Origin of the sequence: Mesorhizobium sp. Mes31 (assembly GCF_024519675.1) — a bacterium.
Taxonomy (GTDB): domain Bacteria; phylum Pseudomonadota; class Alphaproteobacteria; order Rhizobiales; family Rhizobiaceae; genus Mesorhizobium.
In genome coordinates this window covers 322,802-338,980 of record NZ_JALJRL010000004.1, presented here as the reverse complement: position 1 = coordinate 338,980, position 16,179 = coordinate 322,802, and the positions used below count along the sequence as shown (strand labels likewise).

The following is a 16,179-nucleotide window of genomic DNA, read 5'->3' as shown; positions in this document are numbered from 1 at the left end:
TAGCTGAAAGAATGGGAGGATGTTGGCTTCCCAAACAACAGGCATGTGGCAAGTATGAGTCAGGCCGAGGTGCTGTTTTTCCGCGCCTTAAGATAACGCCGCAGGCCGGCTTCGCCGCGCGGCGTTGTCCAGCGATGGTTCCAGGCGAAGGCCGGCCGCAGCAGCGGTGCCAGGAATTTGAGGATGGGTCTCTCGACCGTGACCTGCCAGGTCAGCTGGACATGGGTGCCAGTTCCCGACGGAGACAATTCGGCCCGCCACTGCCCGTCGAAATCGCCGTGGGTCTTCACCACCACCAGCCGGCCAGGTTCGAGCTCCGCGGCCTCGATGATGAAATTCAGCTCATAGGGCAGGGCGCCACGAGCCCGTGCTCTTGCGCGCGAACCGATGGTCGCCTTGCCTTTCCTGTCCAGCGGCACCACGTCCTTGTAGACGTCACCCCACCAGAGCGGCAGCAGTTCGGCATCCGAGAGCACCTCCCACACTTCCAGTGGCGTGCCCTCGGGGATGTGCCAGCTTTCGTCGAAACGGAAGACATTGCTTGGCATGGCGTTTCCTCCGGTTGGCGGAAACACCCATATTAGCTGCAGCTTTTTTACGTGGCCAGGGCCAGCGGATCAGGCGGCGATCTGCCTGACATAGTAGCGCACCGCTTTCTTGCCGCCATGGATGACGGCGTCGCCGACTTCGGCGAAGCCGAGGGCGGCGTGAAAGGCATCCGAAGCGGGGTTGGGCGGATCGATATTGACCTCACAGGTGACCACCGTGTGACCGGCGCGCTCGGCGTGATCGAACAGGTCCTGATAGAGCCGGCGGGCGTGGCCGCGGCCACGTGCGTGCGCCGCCACGACGACACGGTCGACATAGACGAAACGTGGGTAGCGCTCACGGAACCAGACGAAATTCGGACTGTCGTAACCGGCGTCCTGATCGAAGGTCATGATGAAGGCTTCGAGGTCGCCGATGCGGCGCGCATAGAATGCTTCGCCGAGCAGGAAGGACAGCCGCTCTGGCTCCAGCCAAGACAGTTCGGCCGCGTGCTCGTTGTTGAGCGCCAGGATCGCCGCTTCGTCTTCGGGCGCTACACGGCTGATCGAGACATGGGTCGCGGTCATGCCTTGGCTGCCGCGATGGTCGCCGCCACCAGCGGCGTGTCGGTCAAGGTGTTGCGATACTCACGGTCGAGGTCGGAGCCGCCCATGCCGACATGGGGGTTGCGGTAATGCATGGCGCTTGGCACCTGCTTGAGGGCGGCGAAATGCATTTCGGCCAGGCCGGTTTTCCTCCGCACTTCGGCGATATTGCCAAGGTCGAGCCCGCCGCAACCGAGTACAACGATGCGGTCACCGGCCTGCCGCACCAGATCCGCCAACAGTGAGATGCCTTCGATGGCAGTGTCGCGCTGGCCGCTGGTCAGCACGCGGCCGACCTTGCAGCGGATCAGCGCCTCGAGCGCCTCGGCCAGATCGCGCGTCATGTCGAAGGCACGGTGGCAGGTGACGTTCAGGGAGCCCGCGGCCTCGGTCAATTCGCTCATGCGGCCTTCGTCGATGGTGCCGTCGGCGTTCAGGCAGCCGAACACCACGCCGGGCACACCGAGATCGCGCAGTGCAGCGACATCGGCAAGCATCGAGCGATATTCGGCGTCGCTGTAGAGAAAATCGCCGCCGCGCGGCCGCACCATGACGTGAAACGGCACGGTCGCCTGGTCGAGGGCGGCGCGCACCGTGCCGAGGCTCGGCGTGATGCCACCTTCGACCAGGCTGGCGCACAGTTCGACCCGGTCGGCGCCGGCAGCCTGCGCTGCCAAAAGGCCATCGATGCCTTCGACACAGATTTCGATCAGCGGCGGGCGAGGTTGTTTGGTCAAGGGGCGATCCAGTCGATGATGTCGGCGCCAGCCCTAGCATCGGGCCGCTTGGCGCGAAAGCGCGAACAGCGCGCCGCCACTTGGGCCAGGCTGCATTTCCCTGCTTGACAGTCTCATAACCGTTGAGTTATTGATCAAACCATAGCTGACGGGTTATTGATCCCGTGGACAGCGCGGCGTCGTTGTCGATCGACAAGGAGTGGACATGTCTGAAACCAAATCGATCGTCGTCGAACGTCTGATCCCGCACGCGGCCGAAAAGGTATGGCGCGCACTGACCGTGCCTCATCTCGTTGCCGAATGGCTGATGCAGAATGACTTCGTGGCGGAAGAGGGACATCGCTTCACCTTCCGGGCGACGCCGGTGCCAGGCTGGTCCGGCGTGACGAATTGCGTGGTGCTCACGGTCGATGCGCCGCGCCTGCTTGCCTATAGCTGGGGCGACGGGACGGAATCGGACAGCGGGCTGCAGACCGTGGTGACATGGTCGCTCACGCCCGAAGGCGCGGCGACCCGGGTGCGAATGGAGCAGTCGGGATTCCGGCCCGCTGACGAACGCGGATATGCCGGCATGGGGGGCGGGTGGCCGCGTATCCTTGAGCGGCTCGAACAGGTGGCCGCCAGGCAAAGCTGACGCCGGGCTTTTTCTCAAACAAACCAGTCGGCGGAACTGGCGATCGCAACAAGTCAACCCGGATGCTCGGCGTCCGGGTCTGGCAAACACGCCCTGACGAACGCTTCAAGAAGGAGAAGACCATGCAAGCAAGAATCAAGAATCCGGTGGCGCTCTTTCCCGGCTCGCTGCAGGCCCTGCTGGCGCTGGACAAGTCGACCGAGGCGGCTGAGGTGCCTTATGTGACGCGCAAGCTCATCCATTTGCGCGCCAGCCAGATCAACAGCTGCAGCGCCTGCGTCGACATGCATGCACGCGAACTGAAGAAGGCCGGCGAAAAGGACGAGCGCATCTTTGCCCTCGCGGCATGGCGGGAGACGCCATATTTCACCGACGCCGAACGGGCGGCCCTGGCGCTCGCCGAGGCCGGCACAAGGCTTGCCGACCGGTCGGACGCGGTGCCGGACGATGTCTGGGACGAAGCCGCCCGTCACTATGATGAAAAGGCGCTGGCCGCCCTGGTCATCCAGATCGCGCTGATCAACGCCTTCAACCGGCTGAACGCCACGACGCGACAGATGGTCGGCGCCTGGGGGTAATTGGGCAGGGCGGCGCCGCTCACCGGAATGATCGCTCTGCACCTTGCCGGTGTGCTTCGGTTCGTCTTGAAGGACAGGCTGCTTCGGCACATCGGTTTCGGCGGCGACCGTGAGGCAGGCCGCTACTGGCGCAACTCCGTATTCTTGGCGCCCTCCTCGACCTGATCGATCACCAGCAGCTTGACCGGACCGTCGCCGATATTGGTGGCCTGGTGCCACTGGCCGATCATTTCGATGATGAAATCGCCCGTCTTGTAGGTGTTGCTGTTGCCGCTCTCGACATTGGTGACCTTCAGCGTCCCGGCCTCGACATAGGCGTAGCGGGGGAAGGGATGCCTGTGCACCGGCAAGGTCGCGCCCGGCGCGATCTCGTAGGTCGAAACCAGGACCTGCACGTTTTTCTGCGGCAGCGTGATCGGCTGGCCGGAAGCGGTTGTGGTGCGTGACGCAAGCGGGGTGACGACGACGGGCGTGCCGCTGCTGTCCAGTGCCCAAACCGGGTTTGCGGAAAAGACCGCCGCGAGCAGCAGCCCAGAGATCAGAATTTTTCGCATGATTCGCTCTAGCAGTGTCAGCATCGCGCGGCGGCCTTCCGCGTGCAAGGTAGGGTCTTTGGCGATAAGCCTGCCGGGCCGCGTCCTTCGTCCGGCCGCACCCGGAGGCCGGGTTGTTCCGTGGTTGCTGCCGTCCGATCGTGGGCTATGCCGCGGCACTGAGCCCGGGTTCTGCCAGCGTCCCCAGGCCGGCACATCCAGAACAGGCGATCGTTTTTCCTGGGCAACCGGTCTGATGGGTTCCTTGCGGGCAGCAATGCCCCTTTGACACATACCATCTGGAGCAGTCGAAAACCCTGCCGCTGCCATGACAGTGCGGGCATTCCGCATTCACTAAAGCCGTTGCCAATTTTTCTTACCCAAGCCAAACGCACTAACCCCACGCCGCAAGTAACAGACATCGCTGCGCTTTCAAGCACGGCGCGCTGACTTAAATTGGGTCAGTCGATGACATGGCAGGTGGCCGGTGCCGGCCGCGTGACGAATGGAGCGGTTTTCCTCGCTGCAGGAAGCCGCGGTAGGCCGGCGCCGCGTCTTGGAGAGACGACGTGACACCGGCCAGACGAACCGTCAGGTCCGCCGCTCCGCACACATGGCCTATTCGGACGGACGGGGTTATGGCGTGATCGCGGAAGCTGGAGGCTACTGGACGCTGCTGGTCGGAACTGTCGCCATCCGATAGCGCAAAAGCAAACCGCGCCCCGCAAGGCGTCTCGATCAGAACGGCAGGAGCAGACGAGCGCGCGCTCGAAAGAACATGCCAGGCTAGCCGATTGAGGTATCCGAGCGTCGTCACTCCCCTTGAGAAAGCCAGATATAATTTCCGGCGTTCCCGACGCTGGATAGGCCGGTTTCGGCGAACAGGAGGGTAAGATGCTACGTGCAATATCTAGGGTTCTGGCTATCGTCGTCCTCTGCTCTACCGCCGTCGGAATTACGACAAGTCTGACCATGGCTGACACGCGCGATGCGGGCCACAAGCCGGGTGATAGGGGACACTAGGTCCACCGCCCAATGCCGCCGCGCGATCGGTCAATTCGCCACTGCCAAAGTTGATGGCCCGTTGCTCGCGCAGCGGGCCTGTCTTTCGCCTACAAGCACCGCCAAGGAGAGCTCGCCCCGGTGCGCTTGAACGAATATCAGTTACGACGTCGCCGCAACGAAAGCATCAGCCCGACCACCAGGCCGAGAACGAACCCGAGAGGCCCGGTAATGAAGATGCCGAGCAGCGGTCCCTGGTTGGCCTCGGGCGTGAAAATGAGCGGCCCAACGAACCCACCGACAAAGCCGATGACGCCCAGGATCACGCCCCAGCGAAACATCGAAGCGATCATGTATCCCCCAAAACCTCGCCCTGACCTGCTTACGAATCCGTAAGTCGCGCATCTCAGCCTAGTCCCATAGGCTGACCGGGGAGCAGCGAATTCATTCAGCCCTTTGCTGCTTCCTGGGCTCCCACACCGACAGCCCGCTGCTACCCCCAAAAGTCCCGGCAGCGGGCTGGTCCTGCGGTGGTCCTGGACGAACGCAAAACCACCGACTGATCAAGTCGTCAAGTTGGCGATATGGCCCGCTGCCTCGGTGGGGTCCCTTGGCCCGGAACAAAAGAGCGGCGATCCGGTTTCCGGGGATGGGAGGAAGTGGATATGGCAAACAAAATCAAAGATCCGCCGCCGAAGCCCGACCCGGAGAAGACACCCGTCCGTCGTCGTGACAGGGAAGCACCGCCAGAGCTCAAACATGTCGATCCGCCACCGCGAGATGTGCGAGAGGCACCGGTTCCAAATCCAAACGGCGAGAAGAATTGTTAGGCGCCGGCTTAGGTGCCGGCCGCATGCGGCGCCGATGAATGGCGGGTAGCTGTACGTTTAGCCAGTGCACCTCCGGCACGATAGTTGCTTCCACATCCCTGAGGGGGAAATGGTTGGGCTAATGCGTCGAAGTGATGAAGAACTGTGCAATTGGGCGGGCGCAAGGGGGATTACGATCTACCAACGATCAAAGACTGTCTGGATTGCGGCAGGAAAATATCGGGGCCGTGAGTATGAGGTGAAGGGCCGTACTCCTGCCCTTGCGCTTGCATTGTGGATGGAGGCCGCACAGTACCGAGGTTCGGGAATATAGGCTTGGCCCGCTTCCGCCCAGCAGAGTGCGGCCGACGCCCTCGGGTCAGGGTGGCTCCATCGAGCGCCGGCCTTGGCAGGGTTGGGGTCCTGCCACGTCATAAAATTAGCTGATTCTAAAATATCGAGGAATAGTGCGATTGCGGAAAGGTGCCACTCCGATCGTCGCCTTCGAACTCGTCCCTGTCGATGGAGCGGAACGCCGCTGTCTCCTTGTCAGTGAAAGGCGAGGCGTCGGCATGCATTGCACAATGGGAGGGGAGGCGCGGACGCCCCCACCTCTCGCGGCATCCTAGAATCGATCGTTCACCGCCGTGAACCGGTCATGTGTGAATAGGAGCGATGGGTTGCGCTCCAGCCGCACGACCGTGGGGGGCTTGATGTGATTCCTCTGGCTTTCCGCGAATGCCAGGGCGAATGATTTCAGCGCAAAAGAGTAGGTGCGCTCTTCGTCATGCTCGACAACACGCACGAACCACTCGCCGTCGGCCTCAAACACCTCAACTCGGGTTCCCGAGAGCCCGCCGTAACTGGTCAGATAACCGCCGATGTCGCGTTGGGGACGAGCCACCGCTTTCCTCCCATGTAGCAAAATATGCAATTATGCTAATGAAGATACCCTGGAACAGACTATGACATAGCTCACATAGCTTTCAGCTACCCGCGCAAGGCCCCATCGCGCCACTTGCGAAAGCGACGCCAAATTGCGGGTAGAAGGGATCACGCCGAAGGTGAAGCGCCAAACGTTGCGGCCGGGGCCATGCCTTGAAGAGACAACAAGGCACAGGCCTAGCTAGCGACCCGCATCAGGTCCGCTGCAGTCGCACCATGGTCGGGTCTGAGGGGTGCATCGCGGAAGCTCGCGTGCAGCCGCCATCATCAGAACTTGTAGCTAATGCCAAACTTAATGGCCTGCGCCGTCATACTGCGGTCGAAGCCAGGGACTTCGCCTGGGCTCCCCACGTATTTCATTGGTTTGGCAGCCAGGTTGATCTGGTTCGAAGCTGTTTCCTTGCGTGTCATTCGCAAGAGTTTGCCGAGGGGCGGGGGGCTCGTTGACGATTTGTCGAAGCGGGCAGGAGCAGCCCGCGATATAGCCCTGGCGATATTCCGCAAACCTGGCGAAGGCTTCGAATGTCGGCTAAACTATTGAAAAGATTTGGCTCCCCGGGCCGGATTCGAACCAGCGACCAACCGGTTAACAGCCGGTTGCTCTACCACTGAGCTACCGGGGAACGGAGGCTCTTATGTGAGTGGCGCAGCCTATAGCTGCCCTTTTCGGCTTTGCAAAGAAGCATTTCGCATTTTTCCGAGGCTTTTTCGCACGATGGTTTCTCGCAATCCTCCCCGGAGGCCCTCATATAAGCCGTCATACGAGGGATACGGAACCAAAAAGCGCGGTTGCGGCTTTGGTTCAATGACGCTCCTGAACGGTCAAACGGGTCAATCTTTCGAGACGATGACAGCACAAGACAGCCAGATGCCAGCGCGTAAGATTTCGGTTTTGGGACGCGAGTTCAAAATGCCGCGCTCGCGTGGCCTCAGAATCGCGATCGGCATGCTGCTGACCGTCGGCGGCATCCTCGGTTTCCTGCCGATCCTCGGCTTCTGGATGGTGCCGCTCGGATTGCTGGTGCTGTCTTATGAATTCGCCATGGTTCGCCGCCACCGCCGGCGCTTCGTCGTCTGGTGGGAACGGCGCCGTCGACCGGATTGAAGGTCGATGGTGCAAGAATGGCACGCCTCGGCGGCCGGCGTGCTCCTTCAGTGCCTCGCGGATCTGCCTGAGAATCGCCACGGCCGAGGCGAGCTTCGCCCGGTCGAGCGGCGACAGGCTGCTCGCACCGCCGATACACGGGCGGTCAATGGCGTAACGCAAGAACTCTTCGCATCGCGGCAGCGAGACGGGGCTGGCGCGTTCTTGTCTTTTGCTGCCGTTGTCCCGCGCATGGCTGTCGGTTTCTTCGGGCGGCGGGCCATGCTAAACAAATCGCTAATATATCACCGCGATTCCCGGAGCTTGGGGATTTGACATATGCTGCCCGGATTGGCGTCGAGGAAACCGTTCGGAATGCGCGGTGGCCGCTTGACGGCATTTTCGCCGCAACCTATTGGAACCGGGTGGAACGCCGGGAGCAACGAGGCCTCGTGGCGGAGTGGTTACGCAGAGGACTGCAAATCCTTGCACCCCGGTTCGATTCCGGGCGAGGCCTCCAATGCCCGAGCTCCCGCGCATCCGCGCCGGAGCTTGAAGTTCGGGTCGAAATGAACCGCGCTTCTGGCGCGGCAAGCGGATTGGTTGGGACATGAACGCTGATTTTTCCGAACGTCGCGTCAAGATGGTCGATGGTCAGGTTCGCACCACCGATGTGACCAGCGCGCCATTGCTGGAAGCAATGCTTGTCGTGCCGCGAGAGGTCTTTGTCGGCGCCGGCCAGCGCGATCTCGCCTATATCGACGAGGACATCCGCATTGCCGATGGCGCCGATGGCGCGCGCTACCTCATGGAACCTTCACCGCTGGCCAAGCTGATGCAGCTGGCTGAAATAAATCCGACCGATTCGGTGCTCGATGTCGGCTGCGGCACCGGCTACGCCGCGGCCATCCTGTCGCGACTGGCCGGGTCCGTGGTGGCGCTCGAGAGCGATTCGGCGCTGGCCGAGACCGCCAGATCGACGCTTTCATCGCTTGGCTGCGGCAATGTGACCGTGGTGCAGGGGCCCTTGTCGCAAGGTCATGCCGCCAAGGCGCCTTACGACGTCATCTTCATCGGCGGCAGCGTCGAGGAGGTGCCGACACCGCTGCTCGACCAGCTAGCCGAAGGCGGCCGCCTTGTCGCCGTTGAAGGACAAGGCAATTCAGGTGTGGCCCGGCTTTTTTTCAAAGCAGGGGGGATTGTAACCGGAAGACGGGCGTTTAATGCGGCAATTAAGCCACTACCGGGGTTCGAACGTGCGCATGCCTTCGAATTCTGAGTGATTTTGCCTTGCAGGAGAGGCTTTGTCATGTTCGCTTGTGTTTGAACAATCGTTGCTGATCCGCAAACTGGGGGCGCTTTGGGGCTGAGCAGCAGGGAACACTAAACACGCGGCGCCGGTTGCTCACAAGGAGAGGCTGGCGTGGCGCGGTTCCCATGGAAAACGAATGAGGGATACACCGTGCTGTCTGTACGCAAGAGCCTTTTTGCCGCCGTCCTCGTTTCCGCGACCGCGCTTTCTCCATTCTCGGCCTCGGCGGAAACCATCCTTGGCGCGCTTGCAAAGGCCTATCAGAACAATTCCCAGCTCAATTCCGCCCGCGCAGGCGTCCGTGTCACCGATGAAAGCGTCGCCATTGCCAAATCAGGCTGGCGGCCGACAGTCACGGGCTCGGCAAATATCGACTACTCCAGCAGCCATCTCAACGGCACCAACTCAAGCGCGCGTCTGACCACTGGCAATTTTGGCGTCCAGATCAACCAGACGCTGTTCGACGGCTTTCAGACCAGGAACAATGTGGCGGCCGCCGAATCGCAGGTCCGCGCGTCGGTCGAAAGCCTGCGCAACACCGAAGAGAACATCCTGTTCAGCGCGGCCCAGGCGTATATGAACGTGATTCGCGACCGGCAGGTGGCCGTGTTGACCGAACAGAACCTGCAATTCCTGACCGAAACGGCGCGCGCTGCGCGTTCGCGCTTCGATGTTGGCGAAGGCACGCGTACCGATGTGGCGCAGGCCGACGCTTCGCGGGCCGCCGCCGTGGCATCGCTGAGCGCCGCCCGGGCGCAGGCGCTGGCAAGTGCCGCGCTCTATCGCCAGATCGTCGGTGACGAGCCGGGCAAGCTCAAAGCCGCTTCGCCGGTGGCAAAGCTGTTGCCGTCGAGTCTCGCCGCCGCCGTCGGTGTAGCCTCGAATGAGCACCCGGCCATCCTGGCCACCCAGCATCTGGTCGACGCCGCTGCCTTTTCGGTGAAGTCGGCCGAAGGCGCCCTGCTGCCGCAACTGTCTGCTTCCGCTGGCGTTTCGAGCGCCTATCGCAACACCGTGCCGGGCTCCCCGACGCAGGATGGCACGACAAATTCGGCCAGCATCGGAGCCACGCTGACCATCCCGATCTATTCGGGCGGCCGCACCTCGGCGATCGTGCGCCAGGACAAGGAATCGCTCAGCCAGGCCCGCATCGAGGTCGACGTCAGCCGCGACCAGGTGCGCCAGGCCGTCACGGCCGCCTGGACCGAGTACACCGCCGCGCAGCAAAGCCTGGCGGCCAACAGGCAAGTGATCGAGGCCGCGAAGCTGGCGCTCAACGGTGTTATCGAAGAACGCAATGTCGGCCAGCGCACCACGCTCGATGTCCTCAACGCGCAGGCGACGGTCATCACCGCCGAGATCAACCAGGCCGGCTATGAGCACGACGTGGTGGTGGCGAGCTATGCCATCCTGCAGGCGACCGGCCGCCTGTCTGTCGACCGCCTTGGCTTGCAGGTGACGAAATACAGGCCCGAAGAGCATTACAACGCGGTCAAGGACAAGTGGTTCGGCCTGCGCACGCCGGATGGCCGCTGAAGGCGTTCGGTTCGGATTCCACGGTCTTCCTGTTCGAACGTGATCTTTTCCGAAACCGGTTCCGCTTTCTGGAATCATGCTCTAATCTGTTGAAATCCCACAAGTCCCCAGATTGGGGATTCTCGTGCGGCGATCCGTCGGTTACGCTGTCGCCATGATTCGATCCGGCTTTGCCGGAGCGGAAATCTGCAATGGGTCACAAGGGCGGCGGATGTGACGATGGCAACGGCAAGCAGCGCACAGCGCGAACCTTCGATGGAAGAGATACTGGCTTCCATCAGGAGGATCATCGAAGACAGCGATACCGGCCGCAAGCAGCCGGGCGAGGCCGATGAGCCGCGCCAGGATCTGGAGCCGGCATCGAGCGCCGATCCAGTCCCTGACGTCGAGGCATTCCGTGCCGACCTGCATGCCGCGCCCGAGGTCAGGAAGCCGGTCAAGCTGGCGGAAGTGCAGGCGCTGGTGACGACGGCCGAGCCGGTGATCGGACGGATGGAAGCCCCGGTGCGTTCCGAACCCACCCCGGCAAAGCCATCGATGACACTTGCCGAGGTCAGCGCCCGTGTCGCCGCCGAGCCGACCCCGCCGGCGGCTGCCGAGGCGCCGGCGCGTCCTGTCGCTACCCCCGATGCCACCGTTGCCGATTGGCGGCGCGAGATCGCCGCCGTCGGCGAGCAGGCCAAGATGGGGCAGGACAGGGGCGAGGCGCGCAAGCCGGTTGCCCAGCCGGAGGTGGACAATCCCAGTGACGAGCCGGCCCCCAGGGACGAGCCGACCATGAACCGGGCCTTCGAGCAGTCTCCTCCGGGCGGAAGCCCGGCGCGGCCGGCGATGGCCAGCGACGCGCCGTCAGTTCGTCCGGCAATCGTTTCCGAGCACACGGGCCGGCAGGTTGCCGCTGCCTTTGGCGAGCTTTCCGATGCATTTGCCAGCCGCAGCAAGAAGACATTCGACGAGATGGCCGAGGAGATGCTGAGGCCGATGCTGCAGGATTGGCTGGACAACAACCTGCCGACCCTAGTCGAGCGGCTGGTGCGCGAGGAGATCGAGCGCGTGGCGCGCGGCGCGCAGTAATCTCCATCCCGATCACCGATGAAACGCCGCCCCAGTGGCGGCGTTTCTGTTGGTGCCATCCGCTGGAGCGATGGCCTTCCTTGACCTGACCCGGGCCATGTCTATTTGACGTCGTGGGGCCGAGTCCGCCCTTGCGGTTGACTTGGTCAAGACCTTCCGATTTACACCGGACCAGCAAAAATCCCGACAGCGCGGACCATTTCCCATGCTTGAAAAGACCTACGACGCAAAAACCGTCGAGCCGAAGATCGCCAAAGTCTGGGAAGAGGCCGACGCATTTCGCGCCGGCGCCGGCGCTGACGAGGGGGCCGAGGCCTTCACCATCGTCATTCCGCCGCCGAACGTTACCGGCTCGCTGCATATGGGCCACGCGCTCAACAACACGTTGCAGGACATCTTGGTGCGCTTCGAGCGTATGCGCGGCAAGAACGTGTTGTGGCAGCCGGGCATGGACCATGCCGGCATTGCCACGCAGATGGTCGTCGAGCGGCAACTGATGGAGAAGCAAATCCATCGCCGCGACCTGACGCGCGAACAGTTCATCGAGAAAGTGTGGGAGTGGAAGGCCGAATCCGGTGGTGCGATCTTCAACCAGCTGAAGCGGCTCGGCGCCTCGGCGGACTGGTCACGCGAACGCTTCACCATGGACGAAGGCCTGTCCAAGGCCGTGCTCGAAGTGTTCGTCACTCTCTACAAGGAAGGGCTGATCTACAAGGACAAGCGCCTTGTGAACTGGGATCCGAAGCTGTTGACCGCGATCTCCGATCTCGAGGTCGAGCAGCAGGAGGTCAACGGCAATCTCTGGCACTTCCGTTATCCCATCGAGGGCGAGGTTTTCGATCCGGAGAATCCAAACACCTTCATCACGGTGGCGACGACCCGCCCCGAGACGATGCTGGGCGACACGGCCGTCGCCGTGCATCCTGACGACGAACGGTTCCGGCACCTGGTCGGCAAGAACATCGTGCTGCCGATCGTCGGCCGCAAAATACCGGTGGTGGCGGATGAATATTCCGACCCCGAGAAGGGCTCTGGCGCGGTCAAGATCACGCCGGCACACGACTTCAACGACTTCGAGGTCGGCAAGCGCCACAAGCTGCCGGCGATCAACATCCTCACCATCGAGGCCGCGGTCAACCTGAGCGACAACGAGGATTTTCTTGCTGGGCTCGAGGTGACGCCGGAGCGCCAGGCGGTCTGGGATGAACTCAACGGCCTCGACCGCTTTGTCGCGCGCAAGAAGATCGTCGAACTGATGGAAGCCGGCGGCTTCCTCGAAAAGGTCGAACCGCATCGCCATGCCGTTCCGCATGGCGACCGCGGCGGCGTGCCGATCGAACCGTTCCTGACCGAGCAGTGGTACGCCAATGCGGCGGAACTCTCCAAGCCGGCGATCGCTTCGGTGCGCGAGGGCCGCACCAACTTCGTGCCAAAGAACTGGGAAAAGACCTATTTCGACTGGATGGAAAACATCCAGCCCTGGTGCATATCGCGCCAGCTGTGGTGGGGCCACCAGATACCGGCCTGGTACGGGCCGGATGGGCGCGTCTTCGTCGAGAAGACCGAGGAAGAGGCGCTGGGTGCCGCGATCGAATATTATCTGGCGCTGGAGGGCCCTTGGAAGGCCTGGGTCGAGGACAAGCTCGAGAATTTCAAGCCGGGCGAGATCCTGACCCGCGACGAGGACGTGCTCGACACCTGGTTCTCGTCGGCGCTGTGGCCGTTCTCGACGCTCGGCTGGCCGGACCAGACGCCCGAGCTGAAGACCTACTACCAGACCGACGTGCTGGTGACCGGCTTCGACATCATCTTCTTCTGGGTTGCCCGCATGATGATGATGGGCCTGCATTTCATGGACGAAGAGCCGTTCCACACCGTCTATGTCCACGCGCTGGTGCGCGACAAGAACGGGCAGAAGATGTCGAAGTCGAAAGGCAACGTCATCGACCCGCTCGATCTCATCGACGAGTATGGCGCCGATGCCCTGCGCTTCACTTTGACGGTGATGGCGGCGCAAGGCCGCGACGTGAAGCTCGACCCGGCGCGCATCGCCGGTTATCGCAATTTCGGTACCAAGCTGTGGAACGCGACGCGTTTCGCCGAGATGAACGAAGTCGCGCGCAACGACGATTTCTGGCTGAACGATGCCAAGCTGGCGGTCAACCGCTGGATCCTCACCGAACTGACGCGCGCCGCGCGGGAGATAACGGACGGCATCACCTCATACCGCTTCAACGAGGCGGCGGGTGCCGCCTACCGCTTCGTCTGGAACCTGTTCTGCGACTGGTACCTGGAACTGCTGAAGCCGGTGTTCATGGGCACGGACGAGGCGGCCAAGGCCGAAAGCCGCGCCTGCGTCGCCTTCGTGCTCGACGAGATCTACAAGCTGCTCCACCCGATGATGCCGTTCATGACCGAGGAGTTGTGGGCGCAGACAGCCGGCGAGGGCAAGGAACGAGGCTCGCTGCTGTGTCATGCCGCGTGGCCGTCGCCGGATTTCGAAGACGCGGATGCTGCCGCCGACATCAACTGGCTGGTCGACCTCGTCTCCGGTATCCGCTCGGTGCGCTCCGAGATGAACGTGCCGCCGGCGGCCATCGCGCCGCTCGTGGTGGTTGGCGCCAACGACGTCACGCGTCTAAGGCTCGCTCGTGAGGATTCGGCGATCAAGCGGCTGGCGCGGGTCGGTGACATCTCGCTGGCCGATACTGCCCCAAAGGGTTCGGCACAGATCGTTCTCAACGAGGCGACGATCTGCCTGCCGCTTGGCAGCCTGATCGATCTCGCCGCCGAGGCAGCACGGCTGCAGAAGGAGCTGGCCAAGCTGACCGAGGAAATCGCCCGCCTGCACAAGAAGCTGTCCAACGACAGGTTCGTCGCCAGTGCGCCGGCCGAGATCGTGGAGGCCGAGCGCGAAAAGCTCGCCGAATACCGTGATGCGCAGGACAAGCTTTCGGTGGCGTTGACCAGGGTTCGCGACGCCGGTTGAAGGGCAGATTCGCGATGTTTCGACTTGCCCCGAAAGAGGGTCTTTTTGCCTCGAAAAAAGGCATTCCGTTGCGTTAATTTTGACGTAAACGGAAAGTTTTCGCCCCATTGTTGCCATAATGTAACAATGGGGCCAGACACCCCAAAAAGCGCTGTTTTTGAACCTTTCTTGGCTGGATTTTTCAATTTTTTCTGGCCGATTTGTCGCAAATGGCCGTTTTTCAGCCTTGCGGCGCTGGCCGGCATTTTGTCGAAAATGCGTTCGGCGGACATGTACATGTACGCCTCATGAATTCGTTGTTGCAGCGTTAACCTGAATTGGTTCTAGCTTGAGCCACTAGTTATTCGGGGAGGACATTCATGACTATTCTGCGACTGAAGGCGCTGCTGGGGGCGGGGTGCTTTTCGCTTGCTTTGATCGGGACAGCGATGCATCCGGCGCATGCCGGTGGCCTGGAGCGCGGCGGCTACGACATCGATTTGCTGTTCGATCCCGCGCCGTTCGCCACGGAAGCGGAAGCTACCTATGTGATGCCGGATCGCAAGTACAAGAACGCGCTCGGACCAGGGGGGGCCAATCTCGGCTTGAGCAGCACCGCCGACGGAGCCGAGGGCTATTGGGTCCCGCGCATTGGAGCCAAGGTCCAGGTTGTGCAAGGCGTCGACTGCATGGTCGACTATTCGCAGCCTTGGGGTGCGCATACCGCGCCGGGCAGTACGTGGAACGGCGCATTTTCCAACGTAGAAACCGATATCAAGAGCAATAACTACGCAGGTACCTGTTCCTATAAGATGGATGCTGGCAAGGGCCAGATCCGCTTTATCGGAGGGTTGTTCTATCAGGATATCTCGGGGTTCAAGGAAAGCTTGGTAAACCTCACTCCGGCATTGACAGGTCGTGTCGATCTGAAGGCCAGCGGATGGGGCTGGCGCGCCGGCATTGCTTACGAAATCCCCGATATCGCTCTTCGCGCTAGCTTGGTCTACAACTCTCAGGTCAAGCTTGACAACATCTCCGGCACACTCACGTTGCCAGGAAGTTCCACCCCGATCTTCGGTGCGACGGAGTACATGCCGGACTCGTTGGAACTGAAATTGCAATCGGGCATCGCCCCCGGCTGGCTCGCCTTCGGTTCGGTCAAGTGGGTCAACTGGAGCTTGCTGCAAAGCGTCCCGATCTGCCCAGTGGGTTTTCCCACTTCGTCATGCGTTACTGGTTCTCCGGTTGCTGTGACCTCGCTGGACCTGATGTATCGTGATGGCTGGACTGTCACCGGTGGCATTGGTCACAAGTTCAACGACGCATGGAGTGCTGCCGGCCAGCTTTCCTGGGATCGCGGCACCTCTCATGGTTATGGTGCGCAGTCCGATACCTGGACGCTCGGCGGCGGCGTCGCCTATACACCGAGGCCGAATATCGAGGTTCGCTTGGCCGGTGCTATTGGCGTCATGACCAGTGGTCACTCCGGCACGCTGGCTGGCGAAAACGGTTATGTGGCCGGCGTCGACGCCAGCTACGACTTCGGCAACGATCTCGTGACGGCGATCTCCGGCGGTCTCAAGATCAAGTTCTAAACCGCTGAAAGTTTTAGCAAAAGGCCGGGCTATGCCCGGCCTTTTTTGTCTGGACAAGCGGCGTTCTCGGTATCCAAGCTGCGTTGCATATAAGCCGCACAGCTTTTGCCTCGTGCGATTGTTGCGTTTCGGCAACACTTTCTGAACAACCCCTGCGCTAAAAGTCAAGCCGAGGGAATTGCCTATTTCCCGCCATAAACCCGGCGCACCTCGATCTTGTCTCGGGACACGCGCCAAAA

At 61.9% G+C, this 16,179-nt stretch carries 14 protein-coding genes and 2 tRNA genes; 9 read left to right on the top strand and 7 right to left on the bottom strand.

Annotation, left to right across the window (positions count from 1 at the left end; genetic code table 11):
* Positions 1–59: 59 nt before the first annotated feature.
* The 3 genes from NR193_RS09485 to NR193_RS09475 all read right to left on the bottom strand — a co-directional run bounded on the left by NR193_RS09485 (position 60) and on the right by NR193_RS09475 (position 1,870).
* Positions 60–548 (bottom strand): SRPBCC family protein, encoded by a 489-nt coding sequence (locus tag NR193_RS09485; protein ID WP_256750603.1) that lies wholly within the window; start codon positions 546–548, stop codon positions 60–62.
* Between the two features lie 69 nt (positions 549–617).
* Positions 618–1,115 carry a GNAT family N-acetyltransferase gene (locus NR193_RS09480; RefSeq protein ID WP_256750602.1) on the bottom strand — a complete coding sequence of 166 codons (498 nt, stop codon included), beginning with the start codon at positions 1,113–1,115 and terminating at the stop codon, positions 618–620.
* A complete protein-coding gene (locus NR193_RS09475; RefSeq protein ID WP_256750601.1) occupies positions 1,112–1,870 on the bottom strand; it encodes a copper homeostasis protein CutC in 759 nt (252 codons plus the stop codon). Before NR193_RS09475 ends, NR193_RS09480 begins: the two co-directional genes overlap by 4 nt.
* A gap of 205 nt (positions 1,871–2,075) precedes the next feature.
* On the opposite strand from NR193_RS09475, the gene NR193_RS09470 reads away from it, so the two are divergent.
* Both NR193_RS09470 and NR193_RS09465 read left to right on the top strand, forming a co-directional pair.
* The gene (locus tag NR193_RS09470) at positions 2,076–2,504 is read left to right on the top strand and encodes an SRPBCC domain-containing protein (RefSeq protein ID WP_256750600.1); all 429 of its coding nucleotides are present in this window, start codon (positions 2,076–2,078) and stop codon (positions 2,502–2,504) included.
* Between the two features lie 122 nt (positions 2,505–2,626).
* Positions 2,627–3,082, top strand: coding sequence for a carboxymuconolactone decarboxylase family protein (locus NR193_RS09465; RefSeq protein ID WP_256750599.1), 456 nt, complete (start codon positions 2,627–2,629; stop codon positions 3,080–3,082).
* 122 nt (positions 3,083–3,204) lie between these two features.
* Here the strand turns inward: NR193_RS09465 and NR193_RS09460 are convergent, their stop codons facing one another.
* The 4 genes from NR193_RS09460 to NR193_RS09445 all read right to left on the bottom strand — a co-directional run bounded on the left by NR193_RS09460 (position 3,205) and on the right by NR193_RS09445 (position 6,994).
* A complete protein-coding gene (locus tag NR193_RS09460; RefSeq protein WP_256750598.1) occupies positions 3,205–3,636 on the bottom strand; it encodes a cupin domain-containing protein in 432 nt (143 codons plus the stop codon).
* A gap of 1,139 nt (positions 3,637–4,775) precedes the next feature.
* On the bottom strand, positions 4,776–4,970 hold the full coding sequence (locus NR193_RS09455) for a hypothetical protein (protein ID WP_256750597.1): 195 nt from the start codon (positions 4,968–4,970) through the stop codon (positions 4,776–4,778).
* Between the two features lie 1,081 nt (positions 4,971–6,051).
* The gene (locus tag NR193_RS09450) at positions 6,052–6,330 is read right to left on the bottom strand and encodes a hypothetical protein (protein ID WP_256750596.1); all 279 of its coding nucleotides are present in this window, start codon (positions 6,328–6,330) and stop codon (positions 6,052–6,054) included.
* Positions 6,331–6,919: 589 nt separating this feature from the next.
* Positions 6,920–6,994 (bottom strand) — tRNA-Asn (locus tag NR193_RS09445).
* A 224-nt stretch (positions 6,995–7,218) separates the two neighbouring features.
* Here NR193_RS09445 and NR193_RS09440 point away from each other — a divergent pair.
* From NR193_RS09440 to NR193_RS09410, 7 genes are all read left to right on the top strand, one after another.
* Positions 7,219–7,476: a PGPGW domain-containing protein gene (locus tag NR193_RS09440; protein WP_256750595.1), complete on the top strand. Its 258-nt coding sequence runs from the start codon at positions 7,219–7,221 to the stop codon at positions 7,474–7,476.
* A gap of 425 nt (positions 7,477–7,901) precedes the next feature.
* Positions 7,902–7,975: transfer RNA gene (locus NR193_RS09435), tRNA-Cys, on the top strand.
* A gap of 90 nt (positions 7,976–8,065) precedes the next feature.
* Positions 8,066–8,734 carry a protein-L-isoaspartate O-methyltransferase gene (locus tag NR193_RS09430; protein WP_256750594.1) on the top strand — a complete coding sequence of 223 codons (669 nt, stop codon included), beginning with the start codon at positions 8,066–8,068 and terminating at the stop codon, positions 8,732–8,734.
* A 183-nt stretch (positions 8,735–8,917) separates the two neighbouring features.
* A complete protein-coding gene (locus NR193_RS09425; protein WP_256750593.1) occupies positions 8,918–10,303 on the top strand; it encodes a TolC family outer membrane protein in 1,386 nt (461 codons plus the stop codon).
* Positions 10,304–10,522: 219 nt separating this feature from the next.
* Positions 10,523–11,377 carry a PopZ family protein gene (locus tag NR193_RS09420; RefSeq protein ID WP_256750592.1) on the top strand — a complete coding sequence of 285 codons (855 nt, stop codon included), beginning with the start codon at positions 10,523–10,525 and terminating at the stop codon, positions 11,375–11,377.
* A 205-nt stretch (positions 11,378–11,582) separates the two neighbouring features.
* On the top strand, positions 11,583–14,366 hold the full coding sequence (locus NR193_RS09415) for a valine--tRNA ligase (RefSeq protein WP_256750591.1): 2,784 nt from the start codon (positions 11,583–11,585) through the stop codon (positions 14,364–14,366).
* 359 nt (positions 14,367–14,725) lie between these two features.
* Entirely contained in the window at positions 14,726–15,940 is a 1,215-nt protein-coding gene (locus NR193_RS09410; protein WP_256750590.1) for an OmpP1/FadL family transporter, read from the top strand.
* Positions 15,941–16,179: the final 239 nt, after the last annotated feature.